This is a genomic window from Yersinia nurmii, assembly GCF_001112925.1.
Lineage (GTDB): Bacteria > Pseudomonadota > Gammaproteobacteria > Enterobacterales > Enterobacteriaceae > Yersinia > Yersinia nurmii.
Window position 1 is genome coordinate 174248 of record NZ_CPYD01000005.1, and the last position, 17509, is coordinate 191756.

A 17509-nucleotide genomic window follows, 5' to 3' on the forward strand; every position below is an offset into this window, starting at 1 on the left:
GTGCGACATGCTAAGTTGCCGTCGTGACTGGAATTATTTCCTGCAAGTTGTATAACGTAATCAGCGTCGCCAAACGATCGCTGACGCCTGAAATTTTCAGCTCGACGCCCCGCTGATGCAACTCTTCACGTAAATGAACCAGCAATGCCAAACCTGAGGAATCAACGCGCTGTAACTGCGCCACATCCAGGCCGGTTTTATCCGCCAGCAACGTGTCCCGCCGCTGCCACAGTGGCAGCAAGGTTTCACGATCCAGATCCCCAATCAGCAACAGTGTGCTGCCTTGGGATTCCCAGCGAAGTTCATCTGCCATAATTATTTTTGATCCAACGTAATAGGCTGTTTCGCGGCGATTAACAATTGCTTAGTCAAACCGTCTACGCCCTGAGTGCGCAAAATCGATGCCCATTCATTCTGCTTGGTGCTGATCATGCTGACACCTTCCGCAATCATGTCAAAGGCTTGCCAGTGACCAGTTTGACTATTTTTACGCCATTGGAAATCCAAACGCACCGGAGGTCGTCCATTTGGATCCAAAATGGTGACGCGGATAGCGATAATATTAGCATCACCCAGCGGTTGTTCTGGAGCAATTTGGTAAGTTTGACCGTGATATAAAGCCAATGCTTGGCCGTAGGCCTGTTCCAGATATTGACCGAAAGCGTTGAAATAGGCTTCGCGCTGAGCCGGCGTAGCACTTTTGTAATAAGTGCCTAGCACTAAGGCTCCGGCGTATTTAATCTGCACAAACGGCATCAGTTCTTCATGAACGATGGTGCGTAGATAATCTGGATTCTGCTTAATTTTAGGCTGTTCGTTTTTCAGACGAGTGAAAGTTTTTTGCGCTGCCTCGTCCATCAAACGATAAGGGTTGGTTTGATCCACGGCATTTGCCAATGGTGCCACCACCAACAGTGCGACCATTAATAAACGTTTAAACATTCAAATGCCCTCTTAATGAATTTGAGCCGCGGGAGGCGTAGAACCACCTGCCGGTGCAGTTTCAGGGGTTTCCTGATTATTCCCGCTGCTTTTGTACAGGAACTGGCCGATTAAATCTTCCAGAACCAATGCAGATTTGGTGTCCTGAATGGTGCCACCGTCTTTCAAAATACTGGTGCCCATTTCCGGATCTTCAAAACCGACGTTTAACGCCAGATATTGTTCGCCTAATAAACCTGAGGTACGAATTGCTAAAGAGCTAGTATCAGGAATTCGGTTATATTGCTCCTCTATATCAATCGCAACTCGCGGACTGTAATTTTTGGTATCAAGACTAATATCGGCCACCCGTCCTACCACTACACCACCAATTTTAACCGGTGAACTGGCTTTCAGGCCGCCAATATTGTCAAAAGTGGCATATATCCGGTAAGTAGGCTGATTGCCAACCGATTTAATATCCGCCACTTTCAGACATAAGAAGATGATTGCCGCTAAGGCAATCACGATAAATAGGCCCACCCAGACTTCAGTTTTCTTCGTTTGCATCGACTCAATTCCCAAACATCAGTGCTGTCAGCACAAAATCTAATCCCAGTACCGCTAGTGATGAATGCACCACGGTACGGGTCGTTGCCCGGCTAATCCCTTCTGATGTTGGGATTGCATCATACCCATTGAACAGCGCAATCCAAGTCACGGTAATGGCGAATACCAGACTCTTGATCAGGCAATTCAGTAAATCTGTACGCCAATCAACCGCGCCCTGCATGGCTGACCAGAAGAAGCCGCTATCGATACCTTTCCAGTCAACGCCAACCACGGAGCCGCCCCAGATACCGACTGCGACAAAAATTGCCGTCAGCAAAGGCATACTGATTAAACCGGCCCAAAAGCGCGGCGCAACAACCCGGCGTAACGGATCGATAGCCATCATTTCCAGACTGGAAATTTGCTCGGTGGCTTTCATCAGACCGATTTCTGCGGTCAGCGCAGAACCGGCTCGCCCGGCGAACAATAACGCCGTCACCACCGGGCCAAGTTCACGTAGCAAGGACAGTGAGACCATCATACCCAGACTGGCTTCTGCGCTATAGGTGGTCAGAATCAGATACCCTTGCAAGCCCAACACCATGCCGATAAAGAGGCCAGAAACGACAATAATCAGCAGGGATTGTACCCCCACGCTATAAAGCTGCTTTACCAATAGCGGTAACTGCTTGCGTGGCTGGGGGCGACCAATGATGGCGTTGAACAACATCAACCCCGCTCGCCCGAACGTAGCGCAAACACTAATACCTTTGCGACCTACGGACGCTAACGTCTGTACTAACATGAACACTCCATCAGCCTAATAGCTCGGTTTTATAATCGCCCGCCGGGAAACGGAATGGTACCGGCCCGTCAGCGATGCCATCCAGGAATTGACGCACCCGAGGATCGCTATTGGTCTGTAACTGCTTCGGCGTTCCTTCGGCAATAACATGCTGATCGGCAACGATATAGGCATAATCCGCAATGCTAAGCACTTCCGGCACATCGTGAGAAACCACGACGCAGGTTACGCCCAACGCATGATTCAACTCATCAATCAGCTTGACCAATACACCCATAGTGATTGGGTCCTGCCCGACAAAAGGCTCATCAAACATGATGAGTTCAGGATCCAATGCAATAGCCCGTGCCAGCGCCGCACGACGAGCCATACCACCCGAAAGCTCGGCCGGCATAAGATTTGCAGCACCGCGCAGTCCAACGGCTTCCAGCTTCATCATCACCGTGCTGTGCAGCAGTTCTTCCGGCAGATGGCCATGTTCGCGCAGCGGAAAAGCTACGTTTTCAAACACCGTCAAATCGGTAAACAAAGCCCCAGACTGGAACAACATGCTCATTTTTTTACGCACGTCATACAGGCGATGTCTGGAAAGTGATGGAATATTATCGCCATCAAACCAGATTTCACCGGCGTCTGGAGTTAGCTGCCCGCCAATCAAACGCAGCAGCGTGGTTTTTCCTATGCCCGACGGCCCCATGATCGCGGTGATTTTGCCCTTGGGTACGGTCATGTTGATATCTGTAAAAATAGGGCGCTCACCGCGGGTGAAACTCATCCCACGGATCTCAATCAGATTAGACACCGGCTGATTCATGCTTATTTATCCCTTCAGGCCGTTTATTACCGATTTAACCGCCAATGCTACAGTAAATGGCGTCAATAGGTGTAACGAGTAGCATTCTTACAACTTATTTGCGCTTTTTCGTAGCCAAAGTGGCCATAAGTTTTACTTTTCCGGCGCCCACAGTCAAAATTAGTGCATTAAGAGAATGAGAGCGAAAGCTCAAACAAATGCCCTTTCGCCAACGGACCGGGGATTATACCCAATAAGGACTCTGCATGTTTCTTGCGATAGTATTATTAATCGTTGGCTTGGTTTTATTGGTGTATGGCGCGGATCGCCTGGTGTACGGCGCGGCCGTTTTATCACGATCGTTAGGTGTTCCACCGTTAATTATCGGTATGACTATTGTCGGTATCGGCACCTCTCTACCTGAATTGATTGTTTCTGTTACCGCCGCACTCAATAACCAAACCGATATGGCCGTGGGTAACGTTATCGGCTCAAACATTACCAATTTGTTGCTGATTATTGGCGGAGCCGCGTTTATTCGCCCGCTGACGGTACGATCAGAAATTCTGCAACGTGAACTCCCGTTGATGCTAGTGGTTACTGTTCTGTGCGGCTTTGTGCTATCTGATAATTATCTTAGTCAATGGGATGGGGTGATTTTACTGACTGCCGCCGCCGCTTTTATTACCCTGATGTTGAAGATTGCCCGTCTGGCGCACAATGAAGGTAACGATATTCTGACCCGTGAGCAATTATCAGAATTGCCCCAGGACAGCAGTAATACCGTGGCCTGTCTGTGGCTGGTACTGGCGTTTATTATATTACCGCTTTCCGCCAAAATTGTGGTTGATAATGCCACGGTGATTGCCCGTTTCTTTGGGCTGAGTGAGCTAGTAATTGGTTTAACCGTGATTGCCATCGGCACCAGCCTGCCGGAACTGGCGACTTCTATAGCCGGCGCACTAAAAGGCGAGGATGATATGGCTATCGGTAATATCATCGGCTCCAATATTTTTAATATCGTGATCGTATTGGGCGTACCGGCGCTATTGTCTCCGGGTGCAATTAATCCGGAAGCTTTCCAGCGAGATTACTGGGTAATGCTGGTTGTGAGCGTCATATTTACCCTACTTTGCCTTGGGCGAAAACAACGAATCGGTCATCTGGCCGGCGCTCTGTTATTATGTGGCTTTATCGCGTACCTTGCGGTGCTATTTTTCGCCCCTTTCAGCGCAGTATTATAAAACGAGCGGGAACTGAGTATGTCGAACGTTGCTTTGCATCCGGATGTAGATTTTCAACAGGCCGGTAAACAAGTATTACAGATCGAACGTGATGGCCTAGCCGAACTTGATCAATATATAAACGAAGATTTCGCTCGCGCCTGCGAGAAAATGTTCCACTGTCAGGGCAAGATCGTCGTGATGGGCATGGGGAAATCTGGCCACATCGGTTGTAAAATTGCGGCGACCTTCGCCAGTACCGGTTCACCGGCCTTCTTTGTACATCCCGGGGAAGCCAGCCACGGCGATTTGGGAATGGTCACACCGCAAGATATCGTGCTGGCCATTTCTAATTCCGGTGAATCCAACGAGATTCTAGCATTGATTCCGGTGTTGAAACGTCAACGCATCCCATTGATCTGTATGACGAACAATCCAAACAGCACCATGGGTAAGGCCGCAGATATTCATTTATGCATCAAAGTGCCGCAGGAAGCCTGCCCGCTGGGTCTGGCGCCAACCACCAGCACTACTGCAACCTTGGTGATGGGCGATGCATTAGCCGTCGCGCTGCTAAAAGCCCGTGGTTTTACTCAGGAAGACTTCGCGCTGTCCCATCCTGGCGGCGCATTGGGGCGTAAACTGCTCTTGCGTATCAGCGATATTATGCACACTGGCGATGATATTCCCCACGTCAGTCCCGATGCTTCGCTGCGTGATGCATTATTAGAGATCACTCGGAAGAATCTTGGTTTAACCGTTATCTGTAACGATTTGATGAAGATCGAGGGTATCTTTACCGACGGCGACTTACGCCGGGTATTTGATATGGGTATCGACCTGAACAGCGCCAAAATTGCCGATGTAATGACCCGCGGCGGTGTTCGGGTACGCCCGAACATTCTGGCCGTTGATGCGCTAAACCTGATGGAGTCTCGTCATATCACCGCGCTATTAGTGGCTGACGGTGACCAATTATTAGGCGTGGTTCATATGCATGACATGCTGAGAGCCGGCGTCGTATAAAGGATATGGAATGAGTAACACTGAGTATGTGGACACTTGCTACGGGCCGGTAACCGCAGATGTGATGCAGAAAGCGGCCAAAATCCGGCTGCTGATTTGCGATGTGGACGGCGTGATGTCCGACGGCCTGATTTTTATGGGTAACGATGGCGAAGAGCTGAAAAGCTTTAATGTCCGCGATGGTTATGGCATCCGCTGCCTGCTCACCTCTGGGGTTGAAGTAGCCATTATTACCGGCCGTTCAGCAAAGTTACTGGAAGACCGGGCCAAAACCTTGGGGATTACTCATCTTTACCAAGGGCAATCCAATAAGCTTTTGGCCTATGGTGAACTGTTAGATACACTCTCCTGTCAGCCTGAGGAAGTCGCATACATCGGTGACGACCTGATTGATTGGCCGGTGATGGCCCAGATTGGTTTATCCGTAGCGGTGGCAGATGCTCACCCTTTGCTGTTACCCAAAGCACATTATGTTACGCGGATAAACGGCGGGCGTGGTGCAGTGCGTGAATTATGCGATTTGATACTGCTCGCGCAGGATAAGCTGGAAGGTGCCGAAGGGTTGTCGATATGAGTAAAACAAAATTTTGGATCACGCTGATACTGGCGCTGATTACGCTGTCGCTGATTGGCTGGAATTTTTCCGGCTTTAATCAGAAAGATCAGAATATTCCAGTCGACGATAATGAACCGACCTACCAAAGTCAGCATACGGTGACGGTGGTTTATAATCCGGTAGGTAAACTAAATTACAAACTGGTGGCGGAAGATGTTAAAAATTACACCACCAAAGAGGTGACATGGTTTACCAAACCGGTCATGACCATGTTTGATGAAAATGCCGTAGCTACTTGGTCAGTCCGCGCCGATCGCGCCAAACTGACCGATGATAGAATGCTGTATTTATACGGTAATGTGGTCGTGGACAGTTTAACCACCACTTCACAACTGCAGAAAATCAAAACCGATAATGCGCAGGTTAATTTGATCACTCAGGATGTATCCTCAGACGATGAAGTTACCCTTTATGGCATTGGGTTTACGTCTAACGGCATGAAAATGCGTGGGAATTTGCGGAACAAAACCGCTGAGCTGATTGAAAAGGTTAAAACCTATTATGAAATCCAAAAATAAAATGCGTCACCTCCTGATTGCCAGCTCGCTTTTGGTCGCAAGCGTTCCGGCTCTGGCATTAACCGGCGATACCGATCAGCCAATTAATATTACGTCGGATAAACAAGCTCTGGACATGACTGGTAATACCGCCACTTTCACAGACAATGTGATTGTGAAGCAAGGTAGTATCGAAATTAAAGCCGATAAAATGGTGATTACTCGTCCCGGCGGCGATCAAAGTAAAACGGTGATCGAAGGTTTTGGTAATCCGGTGACATTCTATCAAATGCAGGACAACGGGAAACCGGTAAAAGGCCACGGCCAGAAACTGCGTTATGAAGTGGCCAAAGAATTCGTCATTTTGACCGGTAATGCCTATCTGGAACAGCTGGATAGCAATATCAAAGGTGACAAAATCACCTACCTGGTGAAAGAGCAGCAAATGGAAGCCTTCAGTGATAAAGGCAAGCGAGTCACCACCGTGCTATTACCATCCCAGTTACAAGACAAAGGCCCAAACGCTACCGGCCAAAAGAAGAGTAAGTAAAAACTTATGGCAACATTAATCGCAGAAAAGCTGGCTAAGGCTTACAAAGGCCGTAAAGTGGTCGAAGACGTTAGCCTGAAAGTGAATTCCGGTGAGATCGTTGGCCTGCTGGGCCCAAACGGTGCCGGTAAAACCACCACTTTCTATATGGTTGTCGGTATCGTTCAACGGGACGCCGGGCGTATCGTGATTGATGAAGAAGATATCAGTCTGCTGCCGTTGCATGAACGTGCTCGTCGCGGGATTGGCTATCTGCCGCAGGAAGCCTCTATCTTCCGCCGCCTGAGCGTATATAACAACCTGATGGCCGTGCTGGAAATTCGCAACGACTTGTCCAGCGAACAACGTAAAGAGCGCGCTGAAGAGCTGATGGAAGAATTTCATATCACCCATCTGCGCGACAGCCTGGGGCAATCTCTTTCCGGTGGTGAGCGTCGCCGAGTGGAAATCGCCCGCGCGCTGGCAGCCAATCCAAAATTCATCCTGCTGGATGAGCCTTTTGCCGGCGTCGATCCTATTTCCGTGATTGATATCAAAAAGATTATCGAGCATCTGCGTGACAGTGGTCTTGGCGTGCTGATTACCGACCACAACGTGCGGGAAACGCTGGACGTTTGTGAACGAGCTTATATCGTCAGCCAAGGGCACTTAATTGCCCACGGTACGCCGCAAGAGATTCTGGCGGATGAACAGGTTAAGCGCGTCTATTTAGGCGAAGAATTCCGCCTCTGACGCTTGTCTTTTTGGTTCGTGATTCACTAAGGGAAGTCGTCGTAATCCTATGAAGCAAGGTTTGCAACTCAGGTTCAGCCAACAGCTGGCCATGACCCCCCAACTCCAACAGGCTATCCGTTTGTTGCAGCTCTCTACGCTTGAGCTTCAGCAGGAGATTCAGTTGGCGCTGGAAAGCAACCCGCTGCTTGAGCAAACGGATGTCCACGAAGAAGTAGACGCCAAAGAGGTTGAGGAGCGGGACGATCTGGATACCCGTGAAGCCCTTGAACAAAAGGATATGCCGGAAGAACTGCCGTTAGACGCGACCTGGGATGAAATTTATACTGCTGGAACGCCTTCAGGTATGGGTAATGATTATAGCGACGATGAACTGCCGGTTTATCAGGGTGAAACGACCCAGTCTCTGCAAGATTACCTGATGTGGCAGGTGGAACTGACGCCGTTTTCCGATACCGATAGCGCCATCGCAACGTCCATCGTCGATGCGGTGGATAACACCGGCTATCTCACCGTGCCGCTGGAAGATATTCTGGAAAGCATGGGTGATGAAAGCCTGACGCTAGAAGAAGTGGAAGCGGTGCTAAAACGCATCCAGCATTTTGATCCTATTGGCGTAGCGGCACGCAATCTGCGGGAGTGTCTGTTGGTTCAGCTCTCCCAGTATGCAAAAGAGACGCCTTATCTGAACGAAGCAAGGCTGATCGTCAGCGATTATCTGGATTTGTTAGGTAACCATGATTTCCGCACGATGATCCGCTTAAGTCGCTTAAAAGAAGATACACTTAAAGAAGCGATCGCGTTGATTCAGTCTTTGGATCCGCGTCCCGGTCAGTCGATCAATACCGGTGAGTCCGAGTATGTGATTCCTGATGTTCTGGTACGTAAAGAACGCAGCGGTTGGACGGTAGAACTGAACGCGGACAGCATTCCGCGCCTGAAAATTAATCAGCAGTATGCCGCCATGGGTGGCAGCGCGCGTAATGACAGCGACGGCCAGTTTATTCGCAGTAATCTGCAAGAGGCAAAATGGCTGATTAAAAGCCTGGAAAGCCGCAACGAAACGCTGCTTAAGGTAGCGCGTTGTATCGTCGAGCAGCAGATTGAGTTCTTTGAAAACGGTGAAGAATATATGAAACCCATGGTGCTGGCGGATATCGCACAGGCCGTGGATATGCATGAATCGACGATTTCCCGCGTGACTACGCAGAAGTTCCTGCACAGCCCACGGGGTATTTTCGAGCTAAAGTATTTTTTCTCCAGCCATGTGAATACCGAAAGCGGAGGCGAAGCCTCTTCTACGGCGATCCGGGCATTGGTGAAAAAGTTGGTGGCGGCAGAAAACCCTGCCAAACCACTGAGCGACAGCAAACTGACCACCCTGCTTTGCGAGCAAGGCATTATGGTGGCACGGCGAACCGTTGCGAAATACCGAGAGTCGTTATCCATCCCGCCGTCCAATCAACGTAAACAGTTGGTTTGACCCGAACAGAGAAGGAAGACACTATGCAACTCAACATTACCGGACATCACGTCGAGATAACCGAACCTTTACGCGAATTTGTTACCACGAAATTTGCCAAACTTGAGCAATACTTCGATCGTATTAATCAGGTCTATGTGGTTTTAAGCTTGGAGAAAGTGCAACAAATAGCGGAAGCGACTGTCCATGTGAATGGAGGAGAGTTGCATGCAACCTCGGAACACCAGGATATGTATGCGGCCATTGACGGTCTGATCGATAAATTAGCCCGTCAATTAAACAAACATAAAGATAAATTAAAGCAACATTAAGAACATAATTACCGCCAGACTTATATGCCATACAGATTTCAGGATGCAGGAAGGCCGCAAACCAAAGAAACTCATAAGCTTACATTGCTAAGTGATTGGGTGAATGAGAGCAGCCAACAGCCCAGTAGTTTGAAAGATAACGGATATAGTCTAAAGGGAAAGGTTCTTCACTCACTGTAGCCAGTCGCGCTACATTACCTGAGTCGGCGACATGGCTTGACCAGCCGCCGACATCAGGAGTGAAACAGCGCTTAAGTGAAAGATGAGATGACCAACGATTTAGCAATGCAATTAGACTCGGTATTGAATATCGAGTGCACCAAAAGCTCCGTTCACTGCTCGAGTAAAAAACGGGCACTGGAAATCATCAGCGAGCTTGCTGCCAAGCAGCTTAACTTGCCGTCACAGGTCGTTTTCGACGCTGTGCTAACCCGCGAACGTATGGGCAGTACCGGTATTGGTAATGGCATTGCCATTCCTCACGGCAAGTTAGAGGAAGACACGCTGCGCGCCGTCGGCGTTTTCATTCGTCTGGATCAACCTATCGCTTTTGATGCTATTGATAATCAGCCGGTTGACCTGTTATTTGCCTTGCTGGTTCCAGCCGATCAATGTAAAACCCACCTACATACTTTATCTTTAGTCGCCAAACGATTAGCAGATAAAACAGTGTGTCGACGTTTACGAGCGGCGCAAAGTGATGATGAGCTGTATCAAATCATTACAGAAGTTCCGGCTGAAACTCAATGATAAAGCTAGCTTTTCTGCCGTAACGCTCTTATTTTACCAGTGATGGATTCCGGCCTGTAAGCCGGAATAAAAGTTTCTAATTGTGGCGCATAACGCCATTGAGATACCTAGGGGAGTTGCCACATGGTGCTGATGATTGTCAGCGGCCGTTCCGGTTCAGGGAAGTCTGTTGCCTTACGTGCCCTTGAAGATATGGGCTTTTATTGCGTCGACAACTTGCCCGTTGTGCTATTGCCACAGCTGGCGCAAACGCTCGCTGACCTGAACATCTCCGCAGCGGTAAGTATTGATGTCCGCAATATGCCGGAATCTCCGGAGGTATTCGAACATGCCATGGCTCAGTTGCCGGAAACTTTCTCACCGCAGCTGCTGTTTTTGGATGCCGATCGCAATACCTTGATTCGCCGCTACAGCGACACTCGCCGCCTGCATCCTCTCTCCAATAAGAATCTGTCGTTGGAAAGCGCTATCGATGAAGAAAGCGCCCTGCTGGAGCCACTGCGCTCGCGTGCCGATCTGATTATCGATACCTCGGAAATGTCGGTGCATGAACTGGCCGAAATGCTACGTACTCGCCTGCTCGGGAAACGTGAGCGTGAACTGACGATCGTATTTGAGTCATTCGGTTTCAAACACGGCTTACCTATTGATGCAGACTATGTTTTCGACGTTCGTTTCCTGCCTAACCCGCACTGGGATCCGAAACTGCGCCCGATGACCGGTTTGGATCGCCCCGTTGCCGCCTTCCTCGATCGCCATACGGAAGTGCACAATTTTATCTATCAAACCCGCAGCTATCTCGAGCAATGGCTGCCGATGCTGGAAACCAATAACCGCAGCTATCTGACGGTCGCTATAGGTTGCACCGGGGGTAAACACCGTTCAGTTTATGTAGCTGAACAGCTTGCCGACTATTTCCGCTCCCGCGGCAAAAACGTTCAGTCTCGTCATCGTACGCTGGAAAAACGTAAATAATGACCGTCAAACAGACCGTTGAGATCAAAAACAAGCTGGGCATGCATGCCAGGCCGGCGATGAAATTGTTCGAACTGGTGCAGAGTTTTGATGCAGAGGTCATGCTACGCAATGACAGCGGGACAGAAGCCGAAGCCAGCAGCGTGATTGCGCTGCTGATGCTAGATTCTGCCAAAGGCCGCCAGATTGAGGTGGAAGCCACTGGGCCAGACGAAGCGTCTGCGCTGGCCGCAGTGATCGAGCTGTTTAATTCTGGCTTCGATGAAGATTGATATCGGCTATTTCTTAGCAATATCAGCCTTGGGTTAAAAGAGTATCCGGCTCTTTGCTGGCGTCATCAGCGAGAGCCTTCGATTTCACCGCCTGATTTTACTCACTTCTGAACGTTTTGTACTCGTCGAGATATATTCGCCCTTTTTAATTTATCCTCGGCCTAGTTCACTCTATTCCCGCGCTTAACCGCCGTCACAAAACCGCTGGGTAATAAAACACGCTGGGTAATCGTTTGCTCATTGCAAAAAATGCGCGTTTTACCCCTTGCAGAGAACGCAAGCGCGAGTATAATTCGGCACAATTTGCCGGGAGAACCCATGAAAAACAGCGAGCGTTTTGTTGAATATCATCAGATTGAAAATCGACAAAATCGTCTGCCAATTGGCAGTCAGCTGCCGTGGTTTCTGCCGTTGCTAAACCGATCTTATCAGGCCCCTCGTTGAGGGGCTTTTTTTTGCCCGCCAAACAGACGGCGATGTCGAATACCAGGCAAATAGATTCACGATTTTATATTTACTCTGATTTTACATTCACGCTAAAGACATACCAGGGGCAGCCCAATGCCACGGGCTAGCACAGAGGAGAGCGAAACATGGCCAATCCGTTGTATCAAAAACACATTATTTCAATTAACGATCTCAGCCGCGAAGAACTAGAACTGGTACTTCGCACCGCCGCCAGCCTAAAAAGCCATCCGCAGCCTGAATTGTTAAAGCATAAAGTGATCGCCAGCTGTTTCTTTGAAGCCTCCACGCGTACTCGTCTGTCCTTTGAAACCGCCATCCACCGCCTAGGTGCCTCCGTGGTGGGTTTTTCCGATAGCAGCAATACATCGTTAGGCAAGAAAGGGGAAACGCTGGCAGATACCCTCTCCGTAATCAGCACCTACGTTGATGCCATTGTGATGCGCCATCCTCAGGAAGGTGCCGCACGTTTGGGCGCAGAATTCTCCGGCAATGTGCCGGTACTGAACGCCGGCGATGGTGCTAACCAGCATCCAACCCAAACCCTACTGGATCTGTTTACCATTCAGGAAACTCAGGGGCGTCTGGATAATATTAATATCGCGATGGTCGGCGATCTGAAATATGGCCGCACCGTGCATTCGCTGACGCAGGCGCTGGCGAAATTTAACGGTAACCGCTTCTTCTTTATCGCCCCAGATGCGTTGGCGATGCCCGCTTACATTCTGAAAATGCTGGAAGAAAAAGGCATTCAATACAGCCTGCATGCCAGCATCGAAGAGGTGGTTCCTGAACTGGATATTCTGTATATGACCCGGGTGCAAAAAGAACGTCTGGATCCATCCGAATATGCCAACGTGAAAGCACAGTTTGTCCTGCGGGCGGCCGACCTAGCCGACGCGCGCGATCATCTGAAAGTTCTCCACCCGCTGCCACGTATTGATGAAATCACTACCGATGTAGATAAAACGCCGTATGCCTACTACTTCCAGCAGGCCGGTAACGGAATTTTTGCGCGTCAGGCACTGTTAGCTCTGGTTTTAAACGCTGAATTGGCTCTTTAAGGGGAAAGGTATGACTCAGGATTACAAACTACAGGTAGAAGCGATCAAATGTGGCACTGTCATTGACCATATTCCAGCACAAATCGGTTTTAAGCTACTGTCTCTGTTCAAACTGACCGCGACCGACCAGCGTATTACCATTGGCCTTAACCTGCCGTCCAATCAGCTTGGCCGCAAAGATCTGATCAAGATCGAGAACACTTTCCTGACCGAGCAACAGGCAAACCAACTGGCAATGTATGCGCCTCACGCCACGGTTAACCGCATCGATAATTACAATGTGGTGAAGAAGCTGACCCTTAGCCTGCCAGATCGTATTGACGGCGTGCTGACCTGCCCGAACGGTAACTGCATTAGCCGTAACGAACCGGTCGATTCCAGTTTCCAAGTAAAAGCCCTGCGGGATGAAGTGTTACTGAAGTGCAAATACTGTGAGAAAGAGTTCGACCATCAGGTAGTGATGCAGGCCGATTAACCTAGGAAGACACACAGTGTCCGCCGCGGCAGACACTGTGAACTACCGCAATCATTTTATTGCCTTAGGTTGCCGTAATTCCCCTCCGCCCTATAATAGCGGTGATTACAGGATATCCCTTTCCGCTTTACGTAAACCAGGAGTCAACATGTCACGTATTATCAGCACCGAGCTTGCCCCCGCAGCGATTGGTCCTTATGTTCAGGGTGTCGATCTGGGCAACATGATCATCACCTCCGGCCAAATTCCGGTTGACCCAAAAACCGGCGCGGTTGCCGAAGACGTTTCAGCTCAGGCGCGTCAATCCCTTGAAAACGTGAAAGCCATTGTCGAAGCAGCAGGTCTGAAAGTTGCAGATATCGTCAAAACTACGGTATTCGTGAAAGACTTAAACGATTTCAGTACGGTCAACGCGACTTATGAAGCCTTCTTTGCTGAACATAACGCCCCCTTCCCAGCCCGTTCTTGCGTTGAAGTCGCTCGCTTGCCAAAAGACGTAAAAATCGAGATTGAAGCTATCGCCGTTCGTCGCTAATCCCGACGGCGTGCCGATCACGGCTGACTCACGTCAGCCGTCATAACATCCCTGTCTGTTCATCCTCCCTGATTTTCTCATTCCCTGATAAAGAGAGCATCCTGCCCTCAGTTGCACCACAGTCATTATTACCATATAAATCAATAGTTTAACCTGACAAGGCGATTGATAAATAAAATAGCGCTCAGGTCCAAGCTGGGGCGTTATTTTTTAATCCAGTAAATACCCTCATAAGGCCGCAGTTCCATCGCCTCTGGATGAGCTGGGGCATCGTCGTAACTGCTCATCAGCAATGACCAACCGCCTAGCTCCAGATTTTCTGGCTGCCATCGCATTGGCTTATTGCTCAAATTCGCGACTACCAGCAAACGTTTATCCTGCCAGCTGCGTAAATAACACCACAGGCTCGGATGTTCAGGGCAAAGATCCTGATAATCACCGTAGGTGAAAATATCTTGCTGTTTGCGTAAGGCAATCAGGCGCTGATAGGCGTAAAACACTGAATTTTCGTCCGCCAGCGCTGCGCTAACGTTAACTTCTGGAGAGTTGTTGCATGGCAAGATCCACGGCGTAACCTGACTAAAACCGGCGTTAGCACTATTATCCCACTGCATTGGCGTACGGCCATTATCTCGTGACTTAGTGGCTAAAATCGCCAATAACTCATCAGCCTGACGCCCGGCTTCACTCAGTTCGGCAAACATATTCAGGCTTTCAACATCGCGATACTGCTCAATCGAAGTGAAGCCAGGGTTAGTCATACCTATCTCTTCCCCTTGATAAATATAGGGAGTTCCCTGCATACCGTGTAATACCATTCCCAGCATCTTGGCGGCAGGTACACGCAGCGGTCCTTCATCACCAAACCGGGAAACAATGCGCGGCTGATCGTGATTACACCAGAACAGCGCGTTCCACGCTTGGTTGTGCATACCCTGCTGCCAGGCGGAGAAAATGCTTTTTAGTTCAACCAGATCCGGCTCGGCCAGCGACCATTTCTCACCGTTAAGATAATCCACTTTCAGATGATGGAAATTGAAAGTCATCGACAGCTCGCCACCGTCCAACGCCGCATAACGCTGGCAATGTTCTAAACGAGTGGACGACATTTCACCCACGGTCATTAAACCACGAGGCTGGAAGACATCCCGACTCATCTCTTGCAGGAACTCGTGGATGCGCGGGCCGTCGGTATAGAAGCGGCGGCCGTCCCCATCAAAATCGTTGGGGAAATCCTGCTGTTTGGATACCAAATTGATCACATCTAAACGCAAACCATCAACGCCTAAATCGGCCCAGAACTCGCAGACTTTTTTCAGCTCATCCCGTACCGGCTGGTGTTCCCAGTTTAAATCCGCCTGCTCGGTGGCAAACAGATGCAAATAATACTGGCCGCTTTCCGCATGCCACTGCCAGGCATTACCGCCGAACTTGGAGCGCCAATTATTAGGTAGCCGATCCCCTTCACCATCGCGCCAGATATAAAATTGCCGGTACGGGCTCACCGGATCTTTTGCCGCCTGGAACCAAGCATGTTCAGTCGAAGTATGGTTGAACACCATATCCATTACGATACGAATACCACGCTGATGAGCGGCTTCAACCAAGGTTTTAAAGTCTTCCAGCGTGCCGTAAGCCGGATCGATGGCACAATAGTCAGCCACGTCGTAACCGTTATCAACCTGCGGCGAGAGATAGACGGGCGTCAACCAAATGGCATCGACGCCCAATTTGTGCAGATAGTCCAGACGGCTAGTTACACCGGCTAAGTCGCCGTAACCGTTACCAGTAGTATCCTGAAAGCTTTTTGGGTAGATCTGATAGATGACACCGTTTTGCCACCAGGGAATGGGATTATTCATAACTGGAACTCTTATTCATTTAAATAAATTGCCCCGTAATCAATACGGGGCTCGACGCAAGTCAGACCGGTAATTCCCCACGGCTGTCTTTGCGTTTATAAACCAGAATAGTCAGGAGCAATGGCACAATAATCGCCACCAGCATCGCCAACGAATAAATCGCCCAGAACTTCGGCTGTATGGATAAAATGCCCGGCAAACCGCCGACGCCAATACCGTTCGCCATAACGCCACTCAAACCGCAAATCAGGCCGGCGATACCGGAACCCACCATGGCACACAGCATTGGGAAGCGATATTTCAGGTTAATCCCATACATAGCTGGCTCGGTAACGCCCAGATAGGCCGAAATCGCTGCTGGAACCGAAATTTCGCGCTCGTTAACTTTGCGGCTAATAATGATAATGCCCAGTACTGCGGAAGCCTGCGCGATATTGGATAAGGCGATTAATGGCCACACCGGCGTGCCGCCCATGCTTTGAACCATTTGCATATCAATCGCTAAGGTCGTTTGATGCACCCCAGTAATCACCAACGGCGCGTACAGGAAACCAAACAGAGCCGCTCCAATCGGCGCAAAACTGCCGGTCATTACCGCTTTCACTCCCCAAGCCACACCATCGCCAATCATGCGACCAAACGGCCCAATCAACGTATGCGCCAGGAATACGGCCAATAACAGAGAAACAACTGGAACAATAACTAGATACAGGTAAGCAGGAATGATTTTCTTCAGATTAACCTCAATCCAACCCAAGGCCAACCCTGCCAAAATGGACGGAATAACCTGTGCCTGATAGCCCACTTTCTCAATAGTGAACCAACCAAAGTTCCATACTTCAGGCAGTTGCTGACCCAGCATGTAGGAGTTCATCAACTGCGGCGAAACCAGCGTAATCCCCAGTACGATCCCCAATACTGGCGTACCGCCCATTTTTTTCACCGTAGACCAGCAAATCGCCACCGGCAGATAGAAGAAAATCGCCTCGCCCAACAGCCACAGGAAATCGTAGATGGTTTTCCATGCAGGATGGGCCTGCGCCAACGTCATTCCGTCGGACATAGGAATATCGCCGATCACATTACGGAAACCGAGGATCAAACCGCCTGAAATCAGCGCCGGTAACAGCGGGAAGAAGATCTCGGCGAAATGAGAAATACCACGTTCAAACCAAGTCATGTTCTGCCTCGCCGCCAACTTGGTTTGCTCTTTATCGGCTTCGGCATGACCAATGGTGGCAATCAGAGCCTTGTAGTAATCATCAACATCTGGCCCGATAACCACTTGAAATTGACCGGCGTTGGTAAAGCAGCCTTTGACCATCCGTAGGTTTTCAATAGCTTTTGGATCGGCTTTTGCCGGATCGCTTAAGACAAAACGCAGCCGGGTAATACAGTGGCTGACAGTGGCAATATTCTCCCTGCCTCCCACCAATACGATCAGTTGATCGATGTCTTGTTGCTTTACTTTGCTCATTTCAACGTACCTTTCATAAGGTGGGATCCCGCGCATTGACTGAAATAAACACGCGAACAATTAAATTAGTTGCTCATTAAAGATTAGCTACTGATTTGTTTTTATGAAATGGGAACGTTCCCAAG

General features: G+C 49.5%; 22 protein-coding genes. 15 read left to right on the top strand and 7 right to left on the bottom strand.

The features are described 5' to 3' along the window. Window positions 1-10: 10 nt before the first annotated feature. Genes mlaB through mlaF form a run of 5 tightly spaced genes read right to left on the bottom strand, consistent with a single transcriptional unit; the run spans window position 11 to window position 3092 of the window. Window positions 11-313 carry a lipid asymmetry maintenance protein MlaB gene (gene mlaB, locus AD970_RS08400; protein ID WP_049597889.1) on the bottom strand — a complete coding sequence of 101 codons (303 nt, stop codon included), beginning with the start codon at window positions 311-313 and terminating at the stop codon, window positions 11-13. A gap of 2 nt (window positions 314-315) precedes the next feature. Beyond that, a complete protein-coding gene (mlaC, locus tag AD970_RS08405; protein ID WP_049597890.1) occupies window positions 316-942 on the bottom strand; it encodes a phospholipid-binding protein MlaC in 627 nt (208 codons plus the stop codon). A 12-nt stretch (window positions 943-954) separates the two neighbouring features. Then, the gene (gene mlaD, locus AD970_RS08410; RefSeq protein WP_049597892.1) at window positions 955-1491 is read right to left on the bottom strand and encodes an outer membrane lipid asymmetry maintenance protein MlaD; all 537 of its coding nucleotides are present in this window, start codon (window positions 1489-1491) and stop codon (window positions 955-957) included. A gap of 4 nt (window positions 1492-1495) precedes the next feature. Next, window positions 1496-2278 (bottom strand): lipid asymmetry maintenance ABC transporter permease subunit MlaE, encoded by a 783-nt coding sequence (mlaE, locus tag AD970_RS08415; protein WP_049597894.1) that lies wholly within the window; start codon window positions 2276-2278, stop codon window positions 1496-1498. 10 nt (window positions 2279-2288) lie between these two features. Beyond that, on the bottom strand, window positions 2289-3092 hold the full coding sequence (gene mlaF, locus AD970_RS08420) for a phospholipid ABC transporter ATP-binding protein MlaF (RefSeq protein WP_049597895.1): 804 nt from the start codon (window positions 3090-3092) through the stop codon (window positions 2289-2291). A 245-nt stretch (window positions 3093-3337) separates the two neighbouring features. On the opposite strand from mlaF, the gene AD970_RS08425 reads away from it, so the two are divergent. From AD970_RS08425 to ridA, 15 genes are all read left to right on the top strand, one after another. Then, entirely contained in the window at window positions 3338-4315 is a 978-nt protein-coding gene (locus AD970_RS08425) for a calcium/sodium antiporter (RefSeq protein ID WP_049597896.1), read from the top strand. Between the two features lie 18 nt (window positions 4316-4333). After that, complete coding sequence (gene kdsD / locus AD970_RS08430; protein ID WP_049597897.1) at window positions 4334-5320, top strand: arabinose-5-phosphate isomerase KdsD; 987 nt, start codon at window positions 4334-4336, stop codon at window positions 5318-5320. A 10-nt stretch (window positions 5321-5330) separates the two neighbouring features. Then, the gene (gene kdsC, locus AD970_RS08435) at window positions 5331-5894 is read left to right on the top strand and encodes a 3-deoxy-manno-octulosonate-8-phosphatase KdsC (protein WP_049597899.1); all 564 of its coding nucleotides are present in this window, start codon (window positions 5331-5333) and stop codon (window positions 5892-5894) included. After that, window positions 5891-6454: an LPS export ABC transporter periplasmic protein LptC gene (gene lptC, locus AD970_RS08440; RefSeq protein WP_049597901.1), complete on the top strand. Its 564-nt coding sequence runs from the start codon at window positions 5891-5893 to the stop codon at window positions 6452-6454. Before kdsC ends, lptC begins: the two co-directional genes overlap by 4 nt. Beyond that, a complete protein-coding gene (gene lptA, locus AD970_RS08445; RefSeq protein WP_049597903.1) occupies window positions 6438-6983 on the top strand; it encodes a lipopolysaccharide ABC transporter substrate-binding protein LptA in 546 nt (181 codons plus the stop codon). Before lptC ends, lptA begins: the two co-directional genes overlap by 17 nt. A gap of 6 nt (window positions 6984-6989) precedes the next feature. Continuing rightward, a complete protein-coding gene (gene lptB / locus AD970_RS08450; RefSeq protein WP_049597904.1) occupies window positions 6990-7715 on the top strand; it encodes an LPS export ABC transporter ATP-binding protein in 726 nt (241 codons plus the stop codon). 49 nt (window positions 7716-7764) lie between these two features. After that, on the top strand, window positions 7765-9198 hold the full coding sequence (gene rpoN / locus AD970_RS08455; RefSeq protein ID WP_049597905.1) for an RNA polymerase factor sigma-54: 1434 nt from the start codon (window positions 7765-7767) through the stop codon (window positions 9196-9198). Window positions 9199-9221: 23 nt separating this feature from the next. Then, window positions 9222-9509: a ribosome hibernation promoting factor gene (hpf, locus tag AD970_RS08460; RefSeq protein WP_004722398.1), complete on the top strand. Its 288-nt coding sequence runs from the start codon at window positions 9222-9224 to the stop codon at window positions 9507-9509. A 267-nt stretch (window positions 9510-9776) separates the two neighbouring features. Further along, window positions 9777-10259 carry a PTS IIA-like nitrogen regulatory protein PtsN gene (gene ptsN, locus AD970_RS08465; RefSeq protein WP_049597907.1) on the top strand — a complete coding sequence of 161 codons (483 nt, stop codon included), beginning with the start codon at window positions 9777-9779 and terminating at the stop codon, window positions 10257-10259. Window positions 10260-10382: 123 nt separating this feature from the next. Continuing rightward, the gene (rapZ, locus tag AD970_RS08470) at window positions 10383-11234 is read left to right on the top strand and encodes an RNase adapter RapZ (RefSeq protein WP_049597908.1); all 852 of its coding nucleotides are present in this window, start codon (window positions 10383-10385) and stop codon (window positions 11232-11234) included. After that, window positions 11234-11506, top strand: a complete 273-nt coding sequence (gene npr / locus AD970_RS08475; RefSeq protein WP_049597910.1) for a PTS phosphocarrier protein NPr — start codon at window positions 11234-11236, stop codon at window positions 11504-11506. Before rapZ ends, npr begins: the two co-directional genes overlap by 1 nt. A 318-nt stretch (window positions 11507-11824) precedes the next feature. Further along, the gene (locus AD970_RS20340) at window positions 11825-11950 is read left to right on the top strand and encodes a hypothetical protein (RefSeq protein WP_268872389.1); all 126 of its coding nucleotides are present in this window, start codon (window positions 11825-11827) and stop codon (window positions 11948-11950) included. 149 nt (window positions 11951-12099) lie between these two features. Next, window positions 12100-13035 carry an aspartate carbamoyltransferase gene (gene pyrB, locus AD970_RS08480; protein ID WP_049597912.1) on the top strand — a complete coding sequence of 312 codons (936 nt, stop codon included), beginning with the start codon at window positions 12100-12102 and terminating at the stop codon, window positions 13033-13035. Window positions 13036-13045: 10 nt separating this feature from the next. Next, on the top strand, window positions 13046-13510 hold the full coding sequence (gene pyrI / locus AD970_RS08485; RefSeq protein ID WP_049597915.1) for an aspartate carbamoyltransferase regulatory subunit: 465 nt from the start codon (window positions 13046-13048) through the stop codon (window positions 13508-13510). Window positions 13511-13658: 148 nt separating this feature from the next. Then, the gene (gene ridA, locus AD970_RS08490; protein WP_049597916.1) at window positions 13659-14045 is read left to right on the top strand and encodes a 2-iminobutanoate/2-iminopropanoate deaminase; all 387 of its coding nucleotides are present in this window, start codon (window positions 13659-13661) and stop codon (window positions 14043-14045) included. A gap of 203 nt (window positions 14046-14248) precedes the next feature. Here the strand turns inward: ridA and treC are convergent, their stop codons facing one another. Both treC and treB read right to left on the bottom strand, forming a co-directional pair. After that, window positions 14249-15907 (bottom strand): alpha,alpha-phosphotrehalase, encoded by a 1659-nt coding sequence (treC, locus tag AD970_RS08495; protein WP_049597918.1) that lies wholly within the window; start codon window positions 15905-15907, stop codon window positions 14249-14251. Between the two features lie 61 nt (window positions 15908-15968). Next, a complete protein-coding gene (gene treB, locus AD970_RS08500) occupies window positions 15969-17384 on the bottom strand; it encodes a PTS trehalose transporter subunit IIBC (protein WP_049597920.1) in 1416 nt (471 codons plus the stop codon). Window positions 17385-17509: the final 125 nt, after the last annotated feature.

Coding starts and splice junctions, on each gene's coding strand:
- mlaB (WP_049597889.1), bottom strand. CDS start 313: ATGGCAGATGAACTTCGCTGGGAATCCCAAGGCAGCACACTGTTGCTG.
- mlaC (WP_049597890.1), bottom strand. CDS start 942: ATGTTTAAACGTTTATTAATGGTCGCACTGTTGGTGGTGGCACCATTG.
- mlaD (WP_049597892.1), bottom strand. CDS start 1,491: ATGCAAACGAAGAAAACTGAAGTCTGGGTGGGCCTATTTATCGTGATT.
- mlaE (WP_049597894.1), bottom strand. CDS start 2,278: ATGTTAGTACAGACGTTAGCGTCCGTAGGTCGCAAAGGTATTAGTGTT.
- mlaF (WP_049597895.1), bottom strand. CDS start 3,092: ATGAATCAGCCGGTGTCTAATCTGATTGAGATCCGTGGGATGAGTTTC.
- AD970_RS08425 (WP_049597896.1), top strand. CDS start 3,338: ATGTTTCTTGCGATAGTATTATTAATCGTTGGCTTGGTTTTATTGGTG.
- kdsD (WP_049597897.1), top strand. CDS start 4,334: ATGTCGAACGTTGCTTTGCATCCGGATGTAGATTTTCAACAGGCCGGT.
- kdsC (WP_049597899.1), top strand. CDS start 5,331: ATGAGTAACACTGAGTATGTGGACACTTGCTACGGGCCGGTAACCGCA.
- lptC (WP_049597901.1), top strand. CDS start 5,891: ATGAGTAAAACAAAATTTTGGATCACGCTGATACTGGCGCTGATTACG.
- lptA (WP_049597903.1), top strand. CDS start 6,438: ATGAAATCCAAAAATAAAATGCGTCACCTCCTGATTGCCAGCTCGCTT.
- lptB (WP_049597904.1), top strand. CDS start 6,990: ATGGCAACATTAATCGCAGAAAAGCTGGCTAAGGCTTACAAAGGCCGT.
- rpoN (WP_049597905.1), top strand. CDS start 7,765: ATGAAGCAAGGTTTGCAACTCAGGTTCAGCCAACAGCTGGCCATGACC.
- hpf (WP_004722398.1), top strand. CDS start 9,222: ATGCAACTCAACATTACCGGACATCACGTCGAGATAACCGAACCTTTA.
- ptsN (WP_049597907.1), top strand. CDS start 9,777: ATGACCAACGATTTAGCAATGCAATTAGACTCGGTATTGAATATCGAG.
- rapZ (WP_049597908.1), top strand. CDS start 10,383: ATGGTGCTGATGATTGTCAGCGGCCGTTCCGGTTCAGGGAAGTCTGTT.
- npr (WP_049597910.1), top strand. CDS start 11,234: ATGACCGTCAAACAGACCGTTGAGATCAAAAACAAGCTGGGCATGCAT.
- AD970_RS20340 (WP_268872389.1), top strand. CDS start 11,825: ATGAAAAACAGCGAGCGTTTTGTTGAATATCATCAGATTGAAAATCGA.
- pyrB (WP_049597912.1), top strand. CDS start 12,100: ATGGCCAATCCGTTGTATCAAAAACACATTATTTCAATTAACGATCTC.
- pyrI (WP_049597915.1), top strand. CDS start 13,046: ATGACTCAGGATTACAAACTACAGGTAGAAGCGATCAAATGTGGCACT.
- ridA (WP_049597916.1), top strand. CDS start 13,659: ATGTCACGTATTATCAGCACCGAGCTTGCCCCCGCAGCGATTGGTCCT.
- treC (WP_049597918.1), bottom strand. CDS start 15,907: ATGAATAATCCCATTCCCTGGTGGCAAAACGGTGTCATCTATCAGATC.
- treB (WP_049597920.1), bottom strand. CDS start 17,384: ATGAGCAAAGTAAAGCAACAAGACATCGATCAACTGATCGTATTGGTG.